The following is a 17376-nucleotide window of genomic DNA, read 5'->3' on the forward strand; positions in this document are numbered from 1 at the left end:
CTACAGGCGGTCCGGGCTGGCGTCTCTTTATCCTAGAAGAAGCATGGGCGCGACAGGAAATTTCCTGCCACGCCCATATGATTCACTTCGAATGCGCAGGGCTGTGGGTGGCCCTTAGGATGTGTGGTTCAGCGACCGGTTTGCGGGCGAAAGCGTTTCGCGATCTTTCAGATTCGCTCCTGGCGCTTTGTCTCTTTGTTTCAACGCATGTCGTTTTCGCAAAACCGCTGCGCACTTTTAGCTACGGCATGCTTCAGAACTTGTAGCCGACGAGCACGCCTGCGCGCGTGAGGCCGCTGTTCCAATCGCCGCAAAGCCCGGCATGGGACGAGTGCTCGACCTGGGCGATGACGCGCCAGTTATCGTTTACGTTGACGCCTGCCGCCATGTATTCGTGAAACAGCGCATGGCAGCCAAGATAGGGGCCGCGTCCCCCATCAAATCGGAGCTTGCCATCATTCACGCTCCCGCCGAAACCGGCCTCAAGAAAGAAGCGTTCGTTCAGGTCGAAGGTCCAGGAAAAACCGGCATAGGCCTGGTTGGTTTCGCCAGCGGTACTGATGTCAGCACCGACATGGACACGGGGGCGGGCGAGCTTCTGCCATCCTTGTGCATTGTCATGATCCCACGGATCGAAAAACAGCATGCCGGTGACGAAGAACCCCTTTTCATCGTTGCTGTATGTATTATCGATTGCGCCATAGGCTCCGAAGCGGGCTTCGTCGAAGATGGGGCCGGCTCCAGGGGCGATTGCGGTGTCTGCCGCCATCACCGGCGAACACAGTGCAAGCAGAATGGCAGTTGTTCCGATCAGGCTCGAAACCAGCTTGTGCGTCATAGATCTACCGCCCCCGTGGCCGCCTTCGGTAAGGCAGCGAATCTCTGGAGGTAGATTAGGCGTTAGTTAACTATAGCGGCAAGCAACCTTGAACGAACCGGAGTCCCGCTCGGGCGATTGTTTTCGAAGATCACATTTTTGCCACAACAGGGCGGGCGGTTCAGCAGTTTTTGCCGCCGTTTGCCCAGCGCACCACATCCTGCTTGATGCGGGCGCCCTGGGGGCCATCGGCAAGCGGGCCAAATGCGTCCAGCCGAGCGGGATTCCCCTCCGCCTGGACGACGAGAAGGGGTCTTGATTCGGGACTGTGGCGCGGCACCGCCAGAATACGAGGACGGCCGGAGAAGGAATTCAGTTCTGGCGCGAGACGATAATCCTTGAACGCCGCGTCACCCGATTTGAACCAGCAGGAATTGGCCGCGAGCGCTACCCTTTCCATGGTGGGCAGCGCAGCCCGGTTCTGGGGCTGAGGCTGTTGACGATCGGACTGACAGGCCGTGACCGCTGTTGCTGCCAGAATTGTCACGAGGCCGGTCGTCAACTTGTGCATATGTCTTCTCGATATTTCTGGCGGTTGGTCAGGCAGCCGCAACGACTTCGAGAGCCGAGGCGAAGATGCCGCGTCCATCATTACCGCCGTGGGCGGCTTCGATGAGATTTTCCGGGTGCGGCATCATGCCAAGCACATTGCCCTGCTTGTTCACCACGCCAGCGATATCCGACAGCGAACCGTTAGGGTTGGTGCCTTCGGCATAGCGGAAGACGATCTGGTTGTTGTCTTCGAGCGACTTGAGCGTTTCGCTTTCCACGAAATAGTTGCCATCATGGTGAGCTACCGGGCAGCGGATGATTTGGCCCGTCTCGTAAGCGCGGGTGAAATCCGTATCGGCGTTCACGACCTCAAGCTTGATTTCCTTGCAGACGAACTTCAGCGAGACATTCCGCATCAGCGCGCCGGGAAGCATGCCTGCTTCCACCAGGATCTGAAAACCATTGCAGACCCCAAGCACCTTCACGCCAGCCTCGGCCTTGCGGCGGATAGCGTCCATGACAGGCATCCGGGCGGCGATTGCACCGCAGCGCAGATAGTCGCCGTAGGAGAAGCCGCCGGGGATGACGATCAGATCCACATCCGGGATATCCGTTTCGGTCTGCCAAACGGTGACTGGCGCCTGACCGGAAATGCGCGTGAGAGCTGCAATCATGTCACGGTCGCGGTTCAGACCGGGCAATTGAACGACGGCGGATTTCATGGGCTTGACCTCAACAGAATTTTGCAAAGAAGGCAGTCTACTCAATACGCATTATGTTCGAGCCCTGCAGGGACTCGCACAATGGGGACTTCGGGCAGGGATGAGCTGCCCGAAAAATGGTTTAAGCAAGACTAATCGAATAGTTCTCGATCACAGTGTTGGCCAAAAGCTTTTCGCACATGGCCTTGATTTCTTCTTCGGCCTTCGCACGATCGCCGGTTTCGACCTCGAGATCGAAAACCTTGCCCTGCCGAACCTGATGGACACCTTCGAAACCGAGGCTGCCCAGCGCGCCTTCAATGGCCTTGCCCTGTGGGTCCAGAACACCGTTCCTCAAAGTGACGGTAACACGTGCCTTGATCACTGCTTGCTCCCTGACGGCTTACTGTACGAGAACCGGACCCGTTCCGCGGATCGGCTCGTTTTCGTTGATGATTCCGAGACGGCGCGCAACTTCGGAATAGGCCTCCAGAAGGCCGCCCAGATCCCGGCGGAAGCGATCCTTGTCCATTTTTTCCCTGGTCTCGATATCCCAGAGGCGGCAGCTGTCTGGCGAGATTTCATCGGCCAGAATGATGCGCATCATGTCGCCTTCGAACAGGCGTCCGCATTCGATCTTGAAATCGATCAGCTGGATGCCAACACCGAGGAAGAGACCGGACAGGAAGTCGTTGACGCGAATGGCGAGCGCCATGATGTCGTCGAGTTCCGCAGGATTCGCCCATCCGAAAGCAGTGATGTGCTCTTCGGAAACCATTGGATCGGCAAGGGCATCGGACTTGTAGTAGAATTCGATAATCGAACGGGGGAGAACAGTGCCTTCCTCGATACCCAAACGCTCCGACAATGATCCGGCCGCGACATTGCGTACAACGATCTCCAGCGGAATGATTTCCACTTCGCGGATCAGCTGCTCACGCATGTTGAGGCGGCGAATGAAATGAGTAGGGATGCCAATCTTGTTCAGATGGGTGAAGATATACTCGGAAATTCGGTTGTTGAGCACACCCTTGCCATCGATCACCTCATGCTTCTTCTTGTTGAAGGCGGTGGCATCGTCCTTGAAGAACTGAATCAGCGTGCCCGGTTCGGGACCTTCATAAAGGATCTTGGCCTTGCCTTCGTAAATACGGCGGCGACGGTTCATGACATCTTGTCTCGTTGTTCGTGCGCATTGCGCTGCGCTGTGGAATAGGATTGAGCGGTCCCATAACGGAAATTGTCTCGTTTCACAATGCGCGTGGATGGAGAACCGGTCTGTTGATTGTCAATTGGAAGCATTTATTCACCGTGCCGTTACACGCTTCCGCAAATATTGGTGTGCATCATTCTATCGGCCTTCAATAATTCGCTTCTGAACGAAGGGCTGAAACAGGGGATGTTGATGATTACGATGCGTGACCGCGCGCAAGCGCTCGAAATGAAATACACCCAGGAACAGACTTGGCTTTTCCGCGCGGAAGCGCGACGAAACAAGCTGATCGGCCTTTGGGCGGCAGAAACCATGGGGGCGCAGGATCCTTTGGGCTATGCAACCAATCTTGCTGAATGGGGTGTCGAGCATCCCACTGATGTTCAGCTTATCGACAGATTGCGGCAAGACTTTACTGCTGCCAACGTCGTTTTGAATGAAGACGAAATCACATCGCGCATGCATGCACTCTTGATCGAAATCCTTGAAGAGATGCGCACCTGACAAGCCTTTCCGAGGCAGCGGGAACGTTGCCTCGGCCCCCGATTCTGTGTCAGCGACATGCCGCCGCGTCGAAGACTGCATGGCGCCCCTTGCCGCTGTGCTTGGCCTCGTAGAGTGCCGTGTCCGCATCCAGCAAAATCTGATGACCGTTAATGGATGAGCCGGATGCGTAGGCCACGCCAATACTCGCGCCGAAGTGGCAAAGCGTGTCGCCATATCGGAAGGGCCTGCTCATCGCCACAACGATCCTGTTTGCCAGAATGGAAAGCCTGTCGGGCGTTCCAGCGAAGGGCACGAGCACCACGAACTCATCGCCGCCCGCGCGCGCTACGAAGTTTCTCGCCCCAGCAATCTGCCGCAACTGTTCGGCAACGTGGGAAAGGACGGCATCACCCACACTATGGCCGAATCCGTCATTGATCTGCTTGAAGCCATCAAGATCGATATGCAGCAGACCAAGACTGCGATTTTTCAGGCTGCAGCTTTTCGACAACTGATCCAGCGCCAGATCCAGATAGCGACGGTTCGGCAGGCCTGTCAGGTAATCGTGAAGCGCATTGTGCTCGATCTGATCGCGGGTTGCTTCCAGTTCTGCATTGCGCGCCTCGGCGAGGCTTTTTGCTCTTTCCAGTTCCTGTTGCAGCAAAACGTCATTCGTCACGTCCCAATTCGCGCCAACCAGCTTCAGATGACCGTCAACGTCAGTAAACGTCATGCTGCAGCTTTTGATGATGCGCTCTTCGCCGCCGGCAAGAGTGACATGATAGCGATCCCAGAAGCATCCTTCGCGCCCGTGATGCGCGCTGACATTGGCCAGCACGCGTTCCCGATCGTCCGGACGGAGAAAGCTCTCCCACGTTACACCAAGGCGGATTTTTTCGCCTTTGGGAACCCCGAAAATTTCGTACATGCGGACATCCCAGTCCACCTCGCCGGCCGTCAAATCCGCTTCGAAGACGCCGACGCCGGAGATGGCGAGCGCCATCTCGAGGCGGCGCGCGATTTTGGCGGCACGGTGTTCTGCATCCTTCCGGGGTGTAATGTCATTGTCTGTGCCGACGACGCGCATGGCGCGTCCATTTTCGTCACGATCAATGCAGGCGCCACGACATTCGATCCATACCCAATGGCCGTCCTTGTGACGCTCGCGGTATTCAAAGACCTGGAAAGCCGGATCTCCGGCCTCCTGTCGCTCCATGGCATGAAGCGTGAAGGAGCGGTCGTCCGGGTGAACCAGATTGAGCCAGGCTTCCTTGGAGGCGGGCAGGGGATCGGCAGGCGACATTCCGCGGATCCACCGCCAGATTGGCGAATAATACTTGCGGCCTGCGCGATAATCGTGGTCCCAGACGCCGGATTCCGAGCTGACCAGTGCGCTGTTCCAACGCGTTTCTCGTGCGACGAGATCATCCACCATCAGCTTGTCGTCCGTAAAGTCGACAAGTTGCACCATGAGCAGGGTTGCATTCGGCGCCAGATCAAGTCGAAACGGGCTGACGAAGGCTTTCGCCCATCGAGTGCTGCCGTCGATCATCGGAACGCGTATCAGTGTCGAGCGCGTGGTTTCGGGTGACGTATCTGCCGGTCTCTCCGAAAGAAGTGCTGAAACACTGACCAGATCGTCGCTATGGATGAGGGATGTCAGATCCGAGACACTGCGGGCCACCCACTGCTGTTTGAAAGCCTGGTTCGCGTGAACAAAGCGACCGACTCCAGGCTCAACAACAGCTGTTGGCAGAGGAAGAGTATCGATGCAGGTGATATATGCAGCCAGTTCCCCCTGTTTAGGAGAAACGGCCATCGTCTCAGGTTTCATCCGCAGCCAACCCTAGCGTTGATGCTTTTATCAACGCTAGCAAGTGCGTGTTAAGCATCTCTTAACGTAACGCATATCCGTGGTTGTGAATGCGAAAGGCCCGAGCGCGGCATTCGTCACGGCTTGAGATTTGCCAGAAACTTGGCAAAAACCATCGTCCCTTCCGGCCACGGACCGTGACCCGACTCCGCATTGATATGGCCCGACTCGCCAGCATCAATCAGCAGCGAACCCCAGGCATTGCTGATGTCGTCTGCATGATCGTAGCTGCCGAACGGATCGTTACGGCTTGCAATCGTGAGCGATGGGAACGGCAGAGGATCCCGCGGATAGGGCCCGAATGTCATCAGATGCTTCGGTCGAATCTCCGGATTGGTGACATCGGGCGGCGCAACGAGAAAGGCGCCTGCGACCTTCTTGCGGAAATGAGGGATCGCATGAATGGCCGTCGGAACGCCCAGCGAATGGGCTACGATCACGACCGGACGCGTTGCTGAATTCACTTCCTCAACGATGCGAGCAACCCAGTCCTCGCGAACGGGCTTCGACCATTCGGCCTGCTCCACACGCCGCGCCGTTTGCAACCGGCTCTGCCATCGGGTTTGCCAATGTTCGGGCCCGGAATTCGTGTAGCCAGGAACGATGAGAATATCTGCGTCTGATGCTTTCATGGCCCCTTAATTGCGACTGACGAGCGAATGCGTCAAGCCCGGATCAGAGACGATTTTTGTTTTCAGTTATTACTGTTGCGAATGAAATTGTTATGTTAGCCTCACTTCGGGAATGAAGCTCACACTTCGAGGAGGAAAGTATGAAGTCAGTCATTTTCATGAGTGCGTCCTGCCTGACAGTTTTTGCCGCAACTGATGCCGCCTATGCTTTGACTTGTGCGGACCTGCCGAAGGGGGAGAGCTTTGTGGCAGGGCTTAACGTAACGGAGGCCGTTGCAACACCCGCTACAGACGAGATGCCGGTTGCGCATTGCATCGTTCGCGGCTTGACCGGGCAGCGAACAGGTGTCGACGGCAAGAGCTATGCGATCCGTTTCGAGCTGCGACTGCCAGACACCTGGAACGGACGTTTCGTTCATCAGTTCAACGGCGGCAATGATGGAACCGTGGTTCCAGCCCTCGGCCCTGTCATGGGCGGAGACAAGAAACAGACGGCACTCTCTCGCGGCTATGCTGTGGTTTCCAGCGATGCAGGACATGACGGCAAGGCGTATGCCGAGCGAGGTATTGCCGGTGGTGCGGCCTTTGGCTTCGATCCGCAGGCCCGCATCGATTATGGCTATGGCGCTGTTGCCAAGCTGCAACCGCTAGCCCGCGCGGCGGTCGAGACATATTACGGAAAGCCGGTGGCCTTTGCCTACGGCATGGGGTCATCCAATGGCGGACGACATGCATTGGTGGCCGCGTCCCGCATGCCTGCCGCCTTCGACGGTCTGCTCGCCGGATATCCGGGGTTGAACCTGCCGAAGGCAGCGGTGCAGCATGCCTGGGACGTGCAGACATGGGCTAGCCTGAACCCCGACATTGCCAAGGCCTTTTCCCGTGACGACATGAACCTTCTGGCCAAAGGCATTCTGGCTGCGTGCGATATGACGGACGGCGTGAAGGATGGTATCGTTTCCAATGCAGATGCCTGCGAGACCACGTTCAAGCCGCAGGCGCTTCAATGCGCCAAGGAAGGCGACAAGGAATGCCTGACGGCTGCGCAAGTTGCCGCACTGGTGAAAATTCAGGGCGGACCGAAAAACAGAAAAGGTGAAAATCTCTATAGTTCCTGGACCTGGGATCCCGGCATGGCGTCCGGCAACTGGCGGGGGTGGAAGCTGGAAAGCGCCGTTGACGCCTGGGGAAAGAAGCCGATCATCGGTGTTCAAGGTGCGTCCTCGCTGGCACAGATTTTTACAACGCCACCCGTCAAGGTGGGCGGCACCCCGGATGAGCTGCAAAACTTCCTGCTCAAGTTCGACTTCGACAAGGATGCGCCCAAGATCTTCGCCTCTGAGCCACCTTTCACCGAATCCTCAGTTCAGTTCATGATACCGCCGGGTACGGACAATCCGGACCTCAAGGCATTCAGGGAGGCCGGACACAAGTTGATTGTCTTCCACGGCAATGCCGACCCAGTGTTTTCGGTAGTCGACACGGTCAACTGGTATCAGAAGCTCGACCAGAACAACGGCGGCAAGGCCTCAGATTTCGCCCGCCTTTATCGGATTCCCGGCATGCCCCATGGCGCCGGTGGTCCATCCTACGATGATTTCGACTTCTTCTCGCCGCTGGTGGCGTGGGTCGAACAAGGCACAAAGCCCGAGAGCATTGCTGCGGGTGTTACGCCCGGAAACAAGGAAGCGGCGCACCTGTCTGGGTCCAGGTATGTCTATTGCCCTTACCCCAGCGTGACAGTTGCGTCGGGTGCGACCGGTGCCAAGGACGAAGGGCGTTATGCCTGCAAGTGATCTGAAAAAACGAAATCAGCCGGGGAAAGACCCCGGCTGATATGCTCTCGATAAAAATCGCTCGGACTTAGCCGAAGACTCGCTTGAAGATCGTGTCGACGTGCTTGGTGTGGTAACCGAGATCAAACTTCTCGCGGATTGCTTCTTCAGGAAGTGCGGCACGGACTTCAGCATCGCCCAGCAATTCCTCCAGGAAATCGGCGCCCTTTTCCCAGACCTTCATCGCATTGCGCTGAACCAGACGGTAGGAGTCCTCACGCGATACACCGGCTTGCGTAAGGGCAAGCAGAACGCGCTGCGAGTGAACCAGTCCACGGAACTTGTTGAGGTTCTTCAACATGTTGTCCGGATAGATCACCAGCTTTTCGATGACGCCTGCAAGACGGTTCAGCGCGAAATCGAGCGTGATCGTCGTATCGGGGCCGATGCCGCGCTCAACGGAAGAGTGGCTGATATCGCGCTCGTGCCACAGTGCAACATTTTCCATGGCAGGGGTTACGGCCATGCGCACGAGGCGGGCGAGACCGGTGAGATTTTCCGTCAGAACCGGATTGCGCTTGTGCGGCATGGCCGAGGAGCCCTTCTGGCCGGGCGAGAAGAACTCTTCCGCTTCCAGGACTTCTGTGCGCTGCATGTGGCGAATTTCGATGGCCACGTTTTCGATCGACGATGCAATGACGCCGAGGGTGGCGAAGAACATGGCATGACGATCGCGCGGGATGACCTGCGTCGAAACCGGCTCCGGCGCAAGGCCAAGCTTGGCGCAGACATGTTCTTCGACGCGCGGATCGATGTTTGCAAAGGTACCGACCGCGCCCGAGATGGCGCCGGTTGCAATTTCCGCACGGGCATTGATGAGGCGGGCGCGGTTACGGTCCATTTCGGCGTAGAAGCGCGCGAAGGTAAGGCCCATGGTCGTCGGTTCGGCATGGATGCCGTGGCTGCGACCGATGCGGATAGTATCCTTGTGCTCGAAGGCGCGTGTCTTCAAGGCCGCCAGGACGCGGTCCATATCGGCAATCAGAAGATCCGCCGCGCGGACGAGCTGGATGTTCAGCGTCGTATCCAGAACGTCAGACGAGGTCATGCCTTGATGCACGAAACGGCTGTCCGGGCCAATGAATTCCGCCAGATGCGTCAGGAAGGCGATGACGTCGTGCTTGGTAACGGCTTCAATTTCATCGATGCGAGCCACGTCGAATTCCGCAGCGCCACCTTTTTCCCAGATGGTCCGGGCGGATTCCTTCGGAATCACGCCGAGATCTGCGAGAGCATCACAGGCGTGAGCCTCGATTTCGAACCAGATGCGAAACTTGGTTTCAGGGGACCAGATGGCGACCATCTCTGGCCGGGAATAGCGCGGGATCATCGAAGCTCGTTCCTTACGGCTGTCAAAGTTGGCCCGCTTTACCAAACGCGGCAGGTAATCTCAACGCACGGAGCGAACAAGAATGGCTGCTGCGCCAAGTAAAAGCGGCATTCCCAGCGGAAAATAGTAACGAAGACCGATAACGAGGAACTGGTACACGGCAGATGCAGATGTGAACAGGAACTGAAGTATCCAGATCCGGGTGAACGCATGCTCGTGCCATTGGGCATAGAAGCTGCGATATTGGAGTGCGAAGAGGCCGGAGGTCACCGCGACAGTGGCTGTGGCGAGCAGCGTGACCGCCAACAGGTAGAGCAGCCAGTTTCTCCAGAACAGCCGCCGCACGCCGAAGAGACCAACGGCGGCAACAAGCCAGCCGGATGATGCGCCGACGCCATAGAGAACTATGAGGTCTGAAAGGTGGAAGCCGTGAAAGCGCTCCAAGCTAAACATCTGCCATGCTATGAGGGCAGAACAGCAGGCGCCCCACAAGAGCGCGAAGCCGAGATTGGTTACAGCCGATGAGACGAGGCTGACGCGCAGCATTCGGTTTGCGTCAGCCTTCGTCATGTTTTTCTTATGCTCCAGCAGCTGACCGAAGGGCGGAAATATTGGCAGAATAGCTCTCGACGCTATTGCCCTTGAACACCGCAGAACCCGCCACGAAGACATTGGCGCCAGCCTTCGTGGCTGCGCCGATTGTCTCCGCTGTAATGCCGCCATCGACCTGGATGTCGATCGGACGGTTGCCGATCAACGCGCGCGCGGAACGGATCTTCTCGTTCATCGCCGGAATGAATTTCTGTCCGCCAAAGCCGGGATTGACGCTCATGATCAGGATCAGGTCCACGTCGTCCAGCACGTTTTCCAGCACGGACAGGGGAGTTGCCGGGTTCAGCGTGACGCCGACCTTCTTGCCGAGGCCCCGAATGGTTTGCAACGAGCGATGCAGGTGCGGGCTGGCTTCTGCGTGCACCGTAATGCTGTCGCAGCCAGCCTTGGCGAAGGCCTCGAGATAGGGGTCGGCGGGGGCGATCATCAGATGGCAGTCGAAATAGGCGTCCGTGTGCGGGCGCAGCGATTTGATGACATCCGGACCGAAAGAAATATTGGGTACGAAGTGACCGTCCATGACATCGAGATGGATCCAGTCGGCGCCTGCCGCCACGACATCACGCACCTCCTGCCCGAGTTTGGAAAAATCGGCAGCCAGAACCGAGGGGGCGATAAGAACAGGGGCAGACATCAGGATCCTCCAGAAGAATGTATGCCGCGCCTCTAGCACCCAAGCAAGACCTGCACAATTACCGGATTTAGCAGGGACGCAGCTACTCGGTCGGCGTCTGCTCCATTGACCAGCCGTTCTGGCGCCAGGTTTGCAGTGTGAACAGGTTCTGCTTCAGTTCGCCATTGCTCTGGAAAGCAACCGGGCCGATGGCGCTTTGAACGGTTTCCTGCCGCAGTGCATCTGTCAGCGAGAGAGCGTGGGTTTGAGCGGCGTTGAGCGCCTGCTCGGCCACCTGCACTGCGGCATAGGCGGGCAGGGTGTAGCCATCGGGATCGACGCCTGCGACGCGCAGGATTGAAACGGCACCATCCGCATCGACTTCCTTGCTGAAATCGGGAAGTGCTACGGCCATGACGCCTTCCGGGAGGCTGACGGGCCGGTTGGCCGCGCGCATCACATCCCCACCAACGAAGGTCAGTTTCGCGCCGTCCTTTTCCGCGTCTCTCGCCATCACGGCAATGTCTGTGCGATCTCCTCCGACGATGACCCGCGTTGCACCGGCCTTGGCCAATCTTCGAACGAGAGACAGCTGTTGTTCCTGACCGGGCCGGAAGGTATCGACGAAAACCGGCTTTATGCCTCCAGCTTCGATCCGGCTACGAACCGCGGCGATCAGGTCACGTGCGTAGATCGTGCCATCGTCGATGAGCGCTATCGGCTGGTTCTGCCACCGTCCGAGGATAACGTCCGACAGGGCTGCGGCTTCCTGGCCTTCCGCAGGTGCAAGGCGAAAGAACGACCAGCCTTGACGTTGCGCGTCTTCCGATAGAATACGCGAGCGAACGGAGACCGTGATAGCAGGGATCCCGGTTCCTTTCAGCAAAGGCAGCGCATCCGTCAGTGTTTCGACGCAGAGAAAGCCGATGGCGATGCTGACGCCCTGTGTCTTCAGCTGCTCCGCCACCTGTTTGCCGCTGCCGGGCTCGCATGTTTCCGGAACGACGACGATCTGGTTGCCATCACCGACCGCCGCGCTTGCACCATGCTGGATCTGCTCGCCGAGCCGGGCATAGGGTCCAGACGTCGGAGCTACGACGCCGATAACCGCCGCCGAGGCCGGTTGCGCAAGAAGCGCGCAAAGAGCCGCAGACAGGATAGCACTGGAACGGATAAAGGAAGAGTGGCGCATGAATGACATTTATCCGTTCACCAAGGCGCGTCAAAGACTTTTGCGTATTAACTTCAACTCACGTGTCGGCATTGCGTGGAAAACTGCAAGCAGGTTATCCATATGCGAGAGATCACACGGCCACCGGCCGGGGAGAAGATGTGTGGATATTTCCGAAAGACTGGCCGCTGAAGCGATCGATCCTGCACGCTATCGGGATGGCATGGCGCGATATGCCGGTCATGTTCAGGCCGTCACGACTGAGTGGGAAGGCGTGCGGCGTGGTGTGACTGCGACCGCTGCGTGCTCGATTTCTGATAGTCCCGCAACAGTGTTGGCTTGTCTTAATGCAGACAATGCCAAGAACGAGATTTTCGAGAAGAGCGGGCGTTTCGTTCTGAATGCGCTTGCCGTTCACCATCAACCGCTGGCGCGGGCGCTTGCCGGTTTCGAGAACCTGCCGAACGACCAGAGATTTGCGCTGGGTGACTGGATGGAGCTTACCACAGGTGCACCGGTCCTTTCGGACGCGCTTGCGGCTTTCGATTGCCGTCTGGTGGAGGTGCGCCGTATCGCGACCCATTTCGTCATGATCGGCACCGTCGTCGGCTTGCATCTTGGACCTGCCAACCCTCCGTTGATCTATCTGGACCGTGCGTTCCACTCGCTGTAGCATCATCTGAAACATGGGGAGGAACCATGCCGGATATGACCGCGACTGCCACGCCTTTTTCAATCGAGGAGACCATCAGCCTTCTGGCGCAGCAGGATTATCTGGCTGGACGAAGCCTCGGGACAGTCGTGTTTCTGGCTCTACGGATGAAGCGTCCGCTTTTTCTCGAGGGTGAGGCGGGTGTTGGCAAGACCGAGATTGCCAAGGCGTTGGCGAAAGGGTTGAACCGGCCGCTGATCCGTATGCAGTGCTACGAAGGTCTCGATGTTTCGTCTGCGGTCTATGAGTGGAATTATCCGGCGCAGATGCTCGATATCCGCCTGTCGGAAGCGGCGGGTCTGGACGATCGCGACAGGATCGAATCGAGCCTCTATTCCGAGCGCCATCTGATCCGTCGACCCGTGCTGCAGGCTTTGGCGCAGGCGGGCGAGATTGCCCCCGTCTTCCTGATCGACGAACTCGACCGAACCGACGAAGCCTTCGAAGCGTTTTTGCTGGAGGTTCTTTCCGATTTTCAGGTGACCATTCCCGAACTCGGGACGATCAAGGCTAGCGAGCCGCCAATCGTCATCATCACCACCAACCGCACCCGCGAGATCCATGACGCCCTGAAGCGGCGCTGCCTCTATCACTGGGTCGACTATCCGGACGCTGAGCAGGAACTTGCCATTCTGCGTCGCAAGCTGCCCCATGCGGCGGAGGCGTTGTCACGTGAGGTTGTTGCTTATGTTCAGAAGCTCAGGACGATCGATCTCTTCAAAAACCCAGGTATCGCGGAGACGATCGACTGGGCGACAGCCCTGACGGAACTCGATCGGATTGCTCTCGATCCCGAAACGATTGCCGATACGCTTGGAACGCTGCTCAAGTACCAGGATGATATCGCGCGTATGAAAGAGGGTGAAGGAGCAAAGCTTCTGTCTGAAGTGAAGGCCGAACTGCTGGCTGCGGGTTGAGCAATGAATGGCCCGAATGCCAGCGATGGTGCGATCTTGCCTCCGCTACCGATGGGGGACGGAAAGCTCGCCGAAAACATTGCCCATTTTGCTCGCGTTTTACGACGGGCAGGGCTTAAGACCTCGCCTCAATCCACGATGGATGCGGTGGAAGCGGTGCAGGCAATCGGTCTTGGATCAAGGCAGGAGTTCAAGGCAATTCTTGCGGCCATCTTCGTCAAGCGTCGCGAGGATATTCCGGTTTTCGACGAAGCCTTTGGCATCTTCTGGCGCCGTCGCGATCTCGTGGAAAAAATGATCCAGATGATGTCGCCGAAGATTGCGGATCATCGCGAGAATGAAAAACCGAAGCCCGCCGCCGCGAGAGTGAGCGATGCCCTGACCGCCAACAGACAGAGACCGGCAAAGCAGGAGGTCCGCGAAGAGATCGAGACGGATGCGCGTTTCACCGCTTCGTTTTCCGAAGTGCTGCGGAAGATGGATTTCGCGCAGATGAATGCCGCCGAGTTGAAGCAGGCGCGTCAGGTCATATCCGGGCTCGTCATGCCGTTACAGACGGTGCGGACACGAAGGTTCCAGCCCAGTCGGCAACCGTGCAGGATCGATGCACGCGCCACCCTGCGCCATGCCATGCGAAGCGGGGGCGACCTGCTGCTGCCGAAGTTCAAGACGGTGCGGTGGCGTGAGCCGCCCTTGGTCGTTCTGGCGGATATTTCCGGCTCCATGAGCCAGTATACCCGCATCTTCCTGCATTTCTGTCACGCATTGATGGAGCGTCGGCGGCGGATGCATGTCTTCCTGTTTGGGACGCGGCTGACAAATGTAACCCGGAGCCTGAAGCATCGTGACCCTGATGAGGCTATGGCTGCCTGCACTGCCTCTGTCTCCGACTGGTCAGGGGGGACGCGGATAGGGCCAGCGCTTGCCCGGTTCAACAAGGATTGGAGCCGGCGTGTCATGAGCGGTGGCGCGGTCGTCTTGCTGATCACGGACGGATTGGAGCGGGACGATGTGGGTGAGTTGTCTAGACAAGTAGACAGGTTGCATCGAAGCACCCGTCGGCTCATCTGGCTCAACCCTTTGCTGCGCTTCGACGGCTTCGAGGCAAAGGCCAAAGGCGTACGTGCCATGTTGCCGCATGTGGACGAATTCAGGGCGGCGCACAATATAAGCTCGATCAGCGAACTTGCAGAAGCACTCAACGGCCAAGGTTTCAACCGAGACCATGATCCCCGCCGCTTCCTGGAAAGGAACCACCAGCATGTCAGCCGCATCCCTTGATCCTCTCACTCTTGCCGAAACCTGGAAAGCGGAAGGTCGCGATGTGGCGATTGCGACCGTCATCGAAACCTGGGGTTCGGCGCCGCGTCCCGTTGGCAGTCACCTCATCATCGATGCGGAGGGGAACTTCGAGGGCTCGGTTTCCGGTGGCTGTGTCGAGGGGGCGGTGATCACCGAGGCTCTGGACGTGCTTGAGGCGGGAACGCCAAAGCTGCTGGAATTTGGCGTGGCGGACGAAACCGCGTGGCGCGTCGGCCTATCCTGTGGTGGGCGTATCCGCGTCTATGTGGAGAAGCTCAACTGATGCAGATCGAAGTTCTCAAACAGGTGAATTCTGCGCGGCAGGCCCGTCAGGCCGTCGTCATCGTAACGGATCTTGCCGCAGGTTCGACCGCGGTTTTTACCGAAGGTCAGCCGGTGCCGGACGGTTTGCGCGATGTGGTGGGTAAAGCTCTGCAAACGGGGAAATCCGGCCTGGCAGAGGCGGATGGCGCTCAGGTTTTCCTGAATGTCTACCTGCCGCCGCCGCGTATCGTCGCCATCGGTGCCGTACACATCACACAGGCTCTGGCGCGTCTGGCGCCGATGATGAATTTCGACCTGTCGATCATCGATCCCCGCACGGCTTTCGCCACGCCGGAGCGTTTCGAAGGTGTCGACCTGATCGCCGACTGGCCGGAGGACGTGCTGAAGGATCGCGGGCTTGACGCCTATACAGCGCTTGTGGCCGTGACGCACGATCCGAAAATTGATGACTATCCAATCGCGGACGCTTTGCGCAGCCGATGCTTCTATGTCGGGGCGCTCGGTAGTCGCAAGACCCATGCCAAGCGCATCGAGCGATTGAAGGAGGTGGGACTCAGTGACGAAGACATTTCATCAATTCGTGCGCCGATCGGTCTTGATATCGGTGCCTCCAGCCCGGAAGAGATTGCACTCGCCATCATGGCGGAGATCGTGCAGGCCTTTCGTCGGCGTCCTATCTCCGGGCAAAGCGCATGAAATTCGGTCCGGTTGGGGTTGAAGAGGCGCAGGGAGCAATTCTCGCACACAGCATGATGGTAGCGACCGGCAAGCTGCAAAAAGGGCGACGCCTGTCAGCCATCGATGTCGAGGCGCTTCGCGATCACGGTGTGAAGCATGTGATCGTTGCCCGTCTTGATCATGACGATTTGACGGAGGACGAGGCGGCAGAACAGCTCGCTCGTCTTCTGCAACGGGAGAACCTGCGGCTCTCTCCAGCGGCGACCGGACGGGTTAATGTCTACGCGACCCGTAAGGGTTTGTTCCGCGCTGATAAACAGCTCGTGGACCGTTTCAATCGCGTTGATCCGGCAATCACATTGGCGTGCCTGAAGGACTACAGCCAGGTCTCGGATGGCGATATGGTCGCGACGATCAAAATCATACCGCTCGGTGTCAGCAAGCGTCTCGTGGATCAGGCAGCAGAGATTCTCACCCTTGCCGACGCGGTCACCGTTCATGCCTTCCAACCGCATTCCGTCGCTCTCATTCAGACGCAATTGCCGTCGGTAAAGCCGTCGGTCCTCGACAAGACGGTGCAGGTTCTGCGACGACGTCTGGCGCCGTCCGGCAGCGTCATCGTCTCAGAACGTCGGGTAGTCCATGAAGAGAATGCGGTGGCGCGTGCCATCTTGGACGCCGAACGTGAGTTCGACGGCAGCGGACCGCGCATGATCATTCTGTTCGGAGCGTCGGCTGTCTGTGATGCCGAAGACGTGCTTCCGAACGCATTGCGGCTGGCAGGCGGTATAGTGGATCACGTCGGCTTACCGGTCGATCCCGGTAATTTGCTGGTTCTTGGACACAAGGCAGATACAGCCATCATCGTCGCGCCGGGATGCGCACGTTCGCCCAAGGAAAATGGCTTTGACTGGGTTCTGGATCGAATACTGGCAGGACAGCCGCCGACGCCGGACGACCTGATGGGGCTTGGCGTGGGAGGGCTGCTTATGGAAATACCAAGTCGACCGCAACCCAGGGAGCTTGCAGGCCATGCGCATAAGCTGCAGCTGGGCGTAGTGCTGCTTGCGGCCGGTCAGGCGCGGCGCATGGCGAGGGCAGGGCACAAGTTGCTGGCGGAATTTGACGGCGTTCCACTGGTCAGAAGGATGGCAGAACGGGCGGTGAAGGCCGATATTGGCCCTGTTACGGTAGTAACAGGCTATCGCGCTATCGATGTTAGCGCTGCGCTTGAGGGACTGGACGTCGAAATCCTTCATAACGAATTATTCGAAACGGGGATGGCGAGCTCGATCAAGTGCGGGCTTTCCTCTGCGTCCCGTCAACAGTGCGATGGTCTGATGGTTGTGCTAGCGGATATGCCGGGGATCACGAGCCACGATCTCAAGGCTCTGGCTGATGCCTTCGTTCAGGCTGAGGGGCGTGCCATTGTTCGCGCTGTGGCGTCCGGCAAACGCGGCAATCCGGTCATATTGCCACGAGCGACCTTCGACGATCTTGAACTCCTGGACGGAGATGTGGGTGCGCGGCATGTCATCGAAACTTGTGGCCTGCCGATCATCGACGTGGAGCTTGGTGCGTCTGCCCATCTTGATGTCGACACTCCGGAGGCTGTCGAGCGGGCTGGCGGGATTCTAAGGGGATAGA

General features: G+C 58.1%; 19 protein-coding genes. 8 read left to right on the forward strand and 11 right to left on the reverse strand.

Features of this window, described 5'->3' with window-relative positions:
* Positions 1 to 253: 253 nt before the first annotated feature.
* The 5 genes from G6N80_RS17700 to purC all read right to left on the reverse strand — a co-directional run bounded on the left by G6N80_RS17700 (position 254) and on the right by purC (position 3238).
* Positions 254 to 838 carry an acyloxyacyl hydrolase gene (locus G6N80_RS17700; RefSeq protein ID WP_165135704.1) on the reverse strand — a complete coding sequence of 195 codons (585 nt, stop codon included), beginning with the start codon at positions 836 to 838 and terminating at the stop codon, positions 254 to 256.
* 160 nt (positions 839 to 998) lie between these two features.
* Positions 999 to 1388 (reverse strand): hypothetical protein, encoded by a 390-nt coding sequence (locus G6N80_RS17705; protein WP_165135707.1) that lies wholly within the window; start codon positions 1386 to 1388, stop codon positions 999 to 1001.
* Positions 1389 to 1416: 28 nt separating this feature from the next.
* Positions 1417 to 2091, reverse strand: a complete 675-nt coding sequence (gene purQ / locus G6N80_RS17710; protein WP_165135710.1) for a phosphoribosylformylglycinamidine synthase subunit PurQ — start codon at positions 2089 to 2091, stop codon at positions 1417 to 1419.
* Between the two features lie 121 nt (positions 2092 to 2212).
* The gene (purS, locus tag G6N80_RS17715; protein ID WP_165135713.1) at positions 2213 to 2455 is read right to left on the reverse strand and encodes a phosphoribosylformylglycinamidine synthase subunit PurS; all 243 of its coding nucleotides are present in this window, start codon (positions 2453 to 2455) and stop codon (positions 2213 to 2215) included.
* A gap of 18 nt (positions 2456 to 2473) precedes the next feature.
* Entirely contained in the window at positions 2474 to 3238 is a 765-nt protein-coding gene (gene purC, locus G6N80_RS17720) for a phosphoribosylaminoimidazolesuccinocarboxamide synthase (RefSeq protein WP_062554317.1), read from the reverse strand.
* Positions 3239 to 3475: 237 nt separating this feature from the next.
* Here purC and G6N80_RS17725 point away from each other — a divergent pair, with 237 nt between their 5' ends.
* The gene (locus tag G6N80_RS17725; protein WP_162249569.1) at positions 3476 to 3787 is read left to right on the forward strand and encodes a DUF1476 domain-containing protein; all 312 of its coding nucleotides are present in this window, start codon (positions 3476 to 3478) and stop codon (positions 3785 to 3787) included.
* A gap of 49 nt (positions 3788 to 3836) precedes the next feature.
* Here G6N80_RS17725 and G6N80_RS17730 read toward each other — a convergent pair whose 3' ends face one another.
* Both G6N80_RS17730 and G6N80_RS17735 read right to left on the reverse strand, forming a co-directional pair.
* Complete coding sequence (locus G6N80_RS17730) at positions 3837 to 5603, reverse strand: sensor domain-containing protein (RefSeq protein ID WP_165135716.1); 1767 nt, start codon at positions 5601 to 5603, stop codon at positions 3837 to 3839.
* Positions 5604 to 5719: 116 nt separating this feature from the next.
* Positions 5720 to 6274 carry an RBBP9/YdeN family alpha/beta hydrolase gene (locus G6N80_RS17735; RefSeq protein ID WP_165135719.1) on the reverse strand — a complete coding sequence of 185 codons (555 nt, stop codon included), beginning with the start codon at positions 6272 to 6274 and terminating at the stop codon, positions 5720 to 5722.
* A 140-nt stretch (positions 6275 to 6414) separates the two neighbouring features.
* Here G6N80_RS17735 and G6N80_RS17740 point away from each other — a divergent pair, with 140 nt between their 5' ends.
* The gene (locus tag G6N80_RS17740; RefSeq protein WP_165135722.1) at positions 6415 to 8070 is read left to right on the forward strand and encodes a tannase/feruloyl esterase family alpha/beta hydrolase; all 1656 of its coding nucleotides are present in this window, start codon (positions 6415 to 6417) and stop codon (positions 8068 to 8070) included.
* A gap of 67 nt (positions 8071 to 8137) precedes the next feature.
* Here G6N80_RS17740 and purB read toward each other — a convergent pair whose 3' ends face one another.
* From purB to G6N80_RS17760, 4 genes are all read right to left on the reverse strand, one after another.
* On the reverse strand, positions 8138 to 9439 hold the full coding sequence (gene purB, locus G6N80_RS17745; RefSeq protein WP_165135725.1) for an adenylosuccinate lyase: 1302 nt from the start codon (positions 9437 to 9439) through the stop codon (positions 8138 to 8140).
* Between the two features lie 60 nt (positions 9440 to 9499).
* Positions 9500 to 10009 carry a hypothetical protein gene (locus tag G6N80_RS17750; protein ID WP_062554323.1) on the reverse strand — a complete coding sequence of 170 codons (510 nt, stop codon included), beginning with the start codon at positions 10007 to 10009 and terminating at the stop codon, positions 9500 to 9502.
* Positions 10010 to 10016: 7 nt separating this feature from the next.
* Positions 10017 to 10685: a ribulose-phosphate 3-epimerase gene (gene rpe, locus G6N80_RS17755; protein WP_062554324.1), complete on the reverse strand. Its 669-nt coding sequence runs from the start codon at positions 10683 to 10685 to the stop codon at positions 10017 to 10019.
* A gap of 82 nt (positions 10686 to 10767) precedes the next feature.
* Positions 10768 to 11856 (reverse strand): branched-chain amino acid ABC transporter substrate-binding protein, encoded by a 1089-nt coding sequence (locus G6N80_RS17760; RefSeq protein ID WP_165135728.1) that lies wholly within the window; start codon positions 11854 to 11856, stop codon positions 10768 to 10770.
* A gap of 202 nt (positions 11857 to 12058) precedes the next feature.
* On the opposite strand from G6N80_RS17760, the gene G6N80_RS17765 reads away from it, so the two are divergent.
* From G6N80_RS17765 to G6N80_RS17790, 6 genes are read left to right on the forward strand one after another with little or no spacing between them, the layout of a single operon-like run.
* Entirely contained in the window at positions 12059 to 12508 is a 450-nt protein-coding gene (locus G6N80_RS17765) for a flavin reductase family protein (RefSeq protein WP_156379178.1), read from the forward strand.
* Positions 12509 to 12534: 26 nt separating this feature from the next.
* Entirely contained in the window at positions 12535 to 13464 is a 930-nt protein-coding gene (locus tag G6N80_RS17770) for an AAA family ATPase (protein ID WP_062554326.1), read from the forward strand.
* 3 nt (positions 13465 to 13467) lie between these two features.
* Positions 13468 to 14745, forward strand: coding sequence for a vWA domain-containing protein (locus G6N80_RS17775; RefSeq protein WP_165135731.1), 1278 nt, complete (start codon positions 13468 to 13470; stop codon positions 14743 to 14745).
* A complete protein-coding gene (locus G6N80_RS17780) occupies positions 14726 to 15049 on the forward strand; it encodes an XdhC family protein (RefSeq protein WP_062554328.1) in 324 nt (107 codons plus the stop codon). Before G6N80_RS17775 ends, G6N80_RS17780 begins: the two co-directional genes overlap by 20 nt.
* Positions 15049 to 15747: an XdhC family protein gene (locus tag G6N80_RS17785; protein WP_165135734.1), complete on the forward strand. Its 699-nt coding sequence runs from the start codon at positions 15049 to 15051 to the stop codon at positions 15745 to 15747. The genes G6N80_RS17780 and G6N80_RS17785 overlap by 1 nt, the downstream gene beginning before the upstream one ends.
* Positions 15744 to 17375 (forward strand): NTP transferase domain-containing protein, encoded by a 1632-nt coding sequence (locus tag G6N80_RS17790; RefSeq protein ID WP_165135737.1) that lies wholly within the window; start codon positions 15744 to 15746, stop codon positions 17373 to 17375. The genes G6N80_RS17785 and G6N80_RS17790 overlap by 4 nt, the downstream gene beginning before the upstream one ends.
* Position 17376 lies beyond the last annotated feature (1 nt).

Source organism: Rhizobium rhizoryzae, assembly GCF_011046895.1.
Lineage (GTDB): Bacteria > Pseudomonadota > Alphaproteobacteria > Rhizobiales > Rhizobiaceae > Neorhizobium > Neorhizobium rhizoryzae.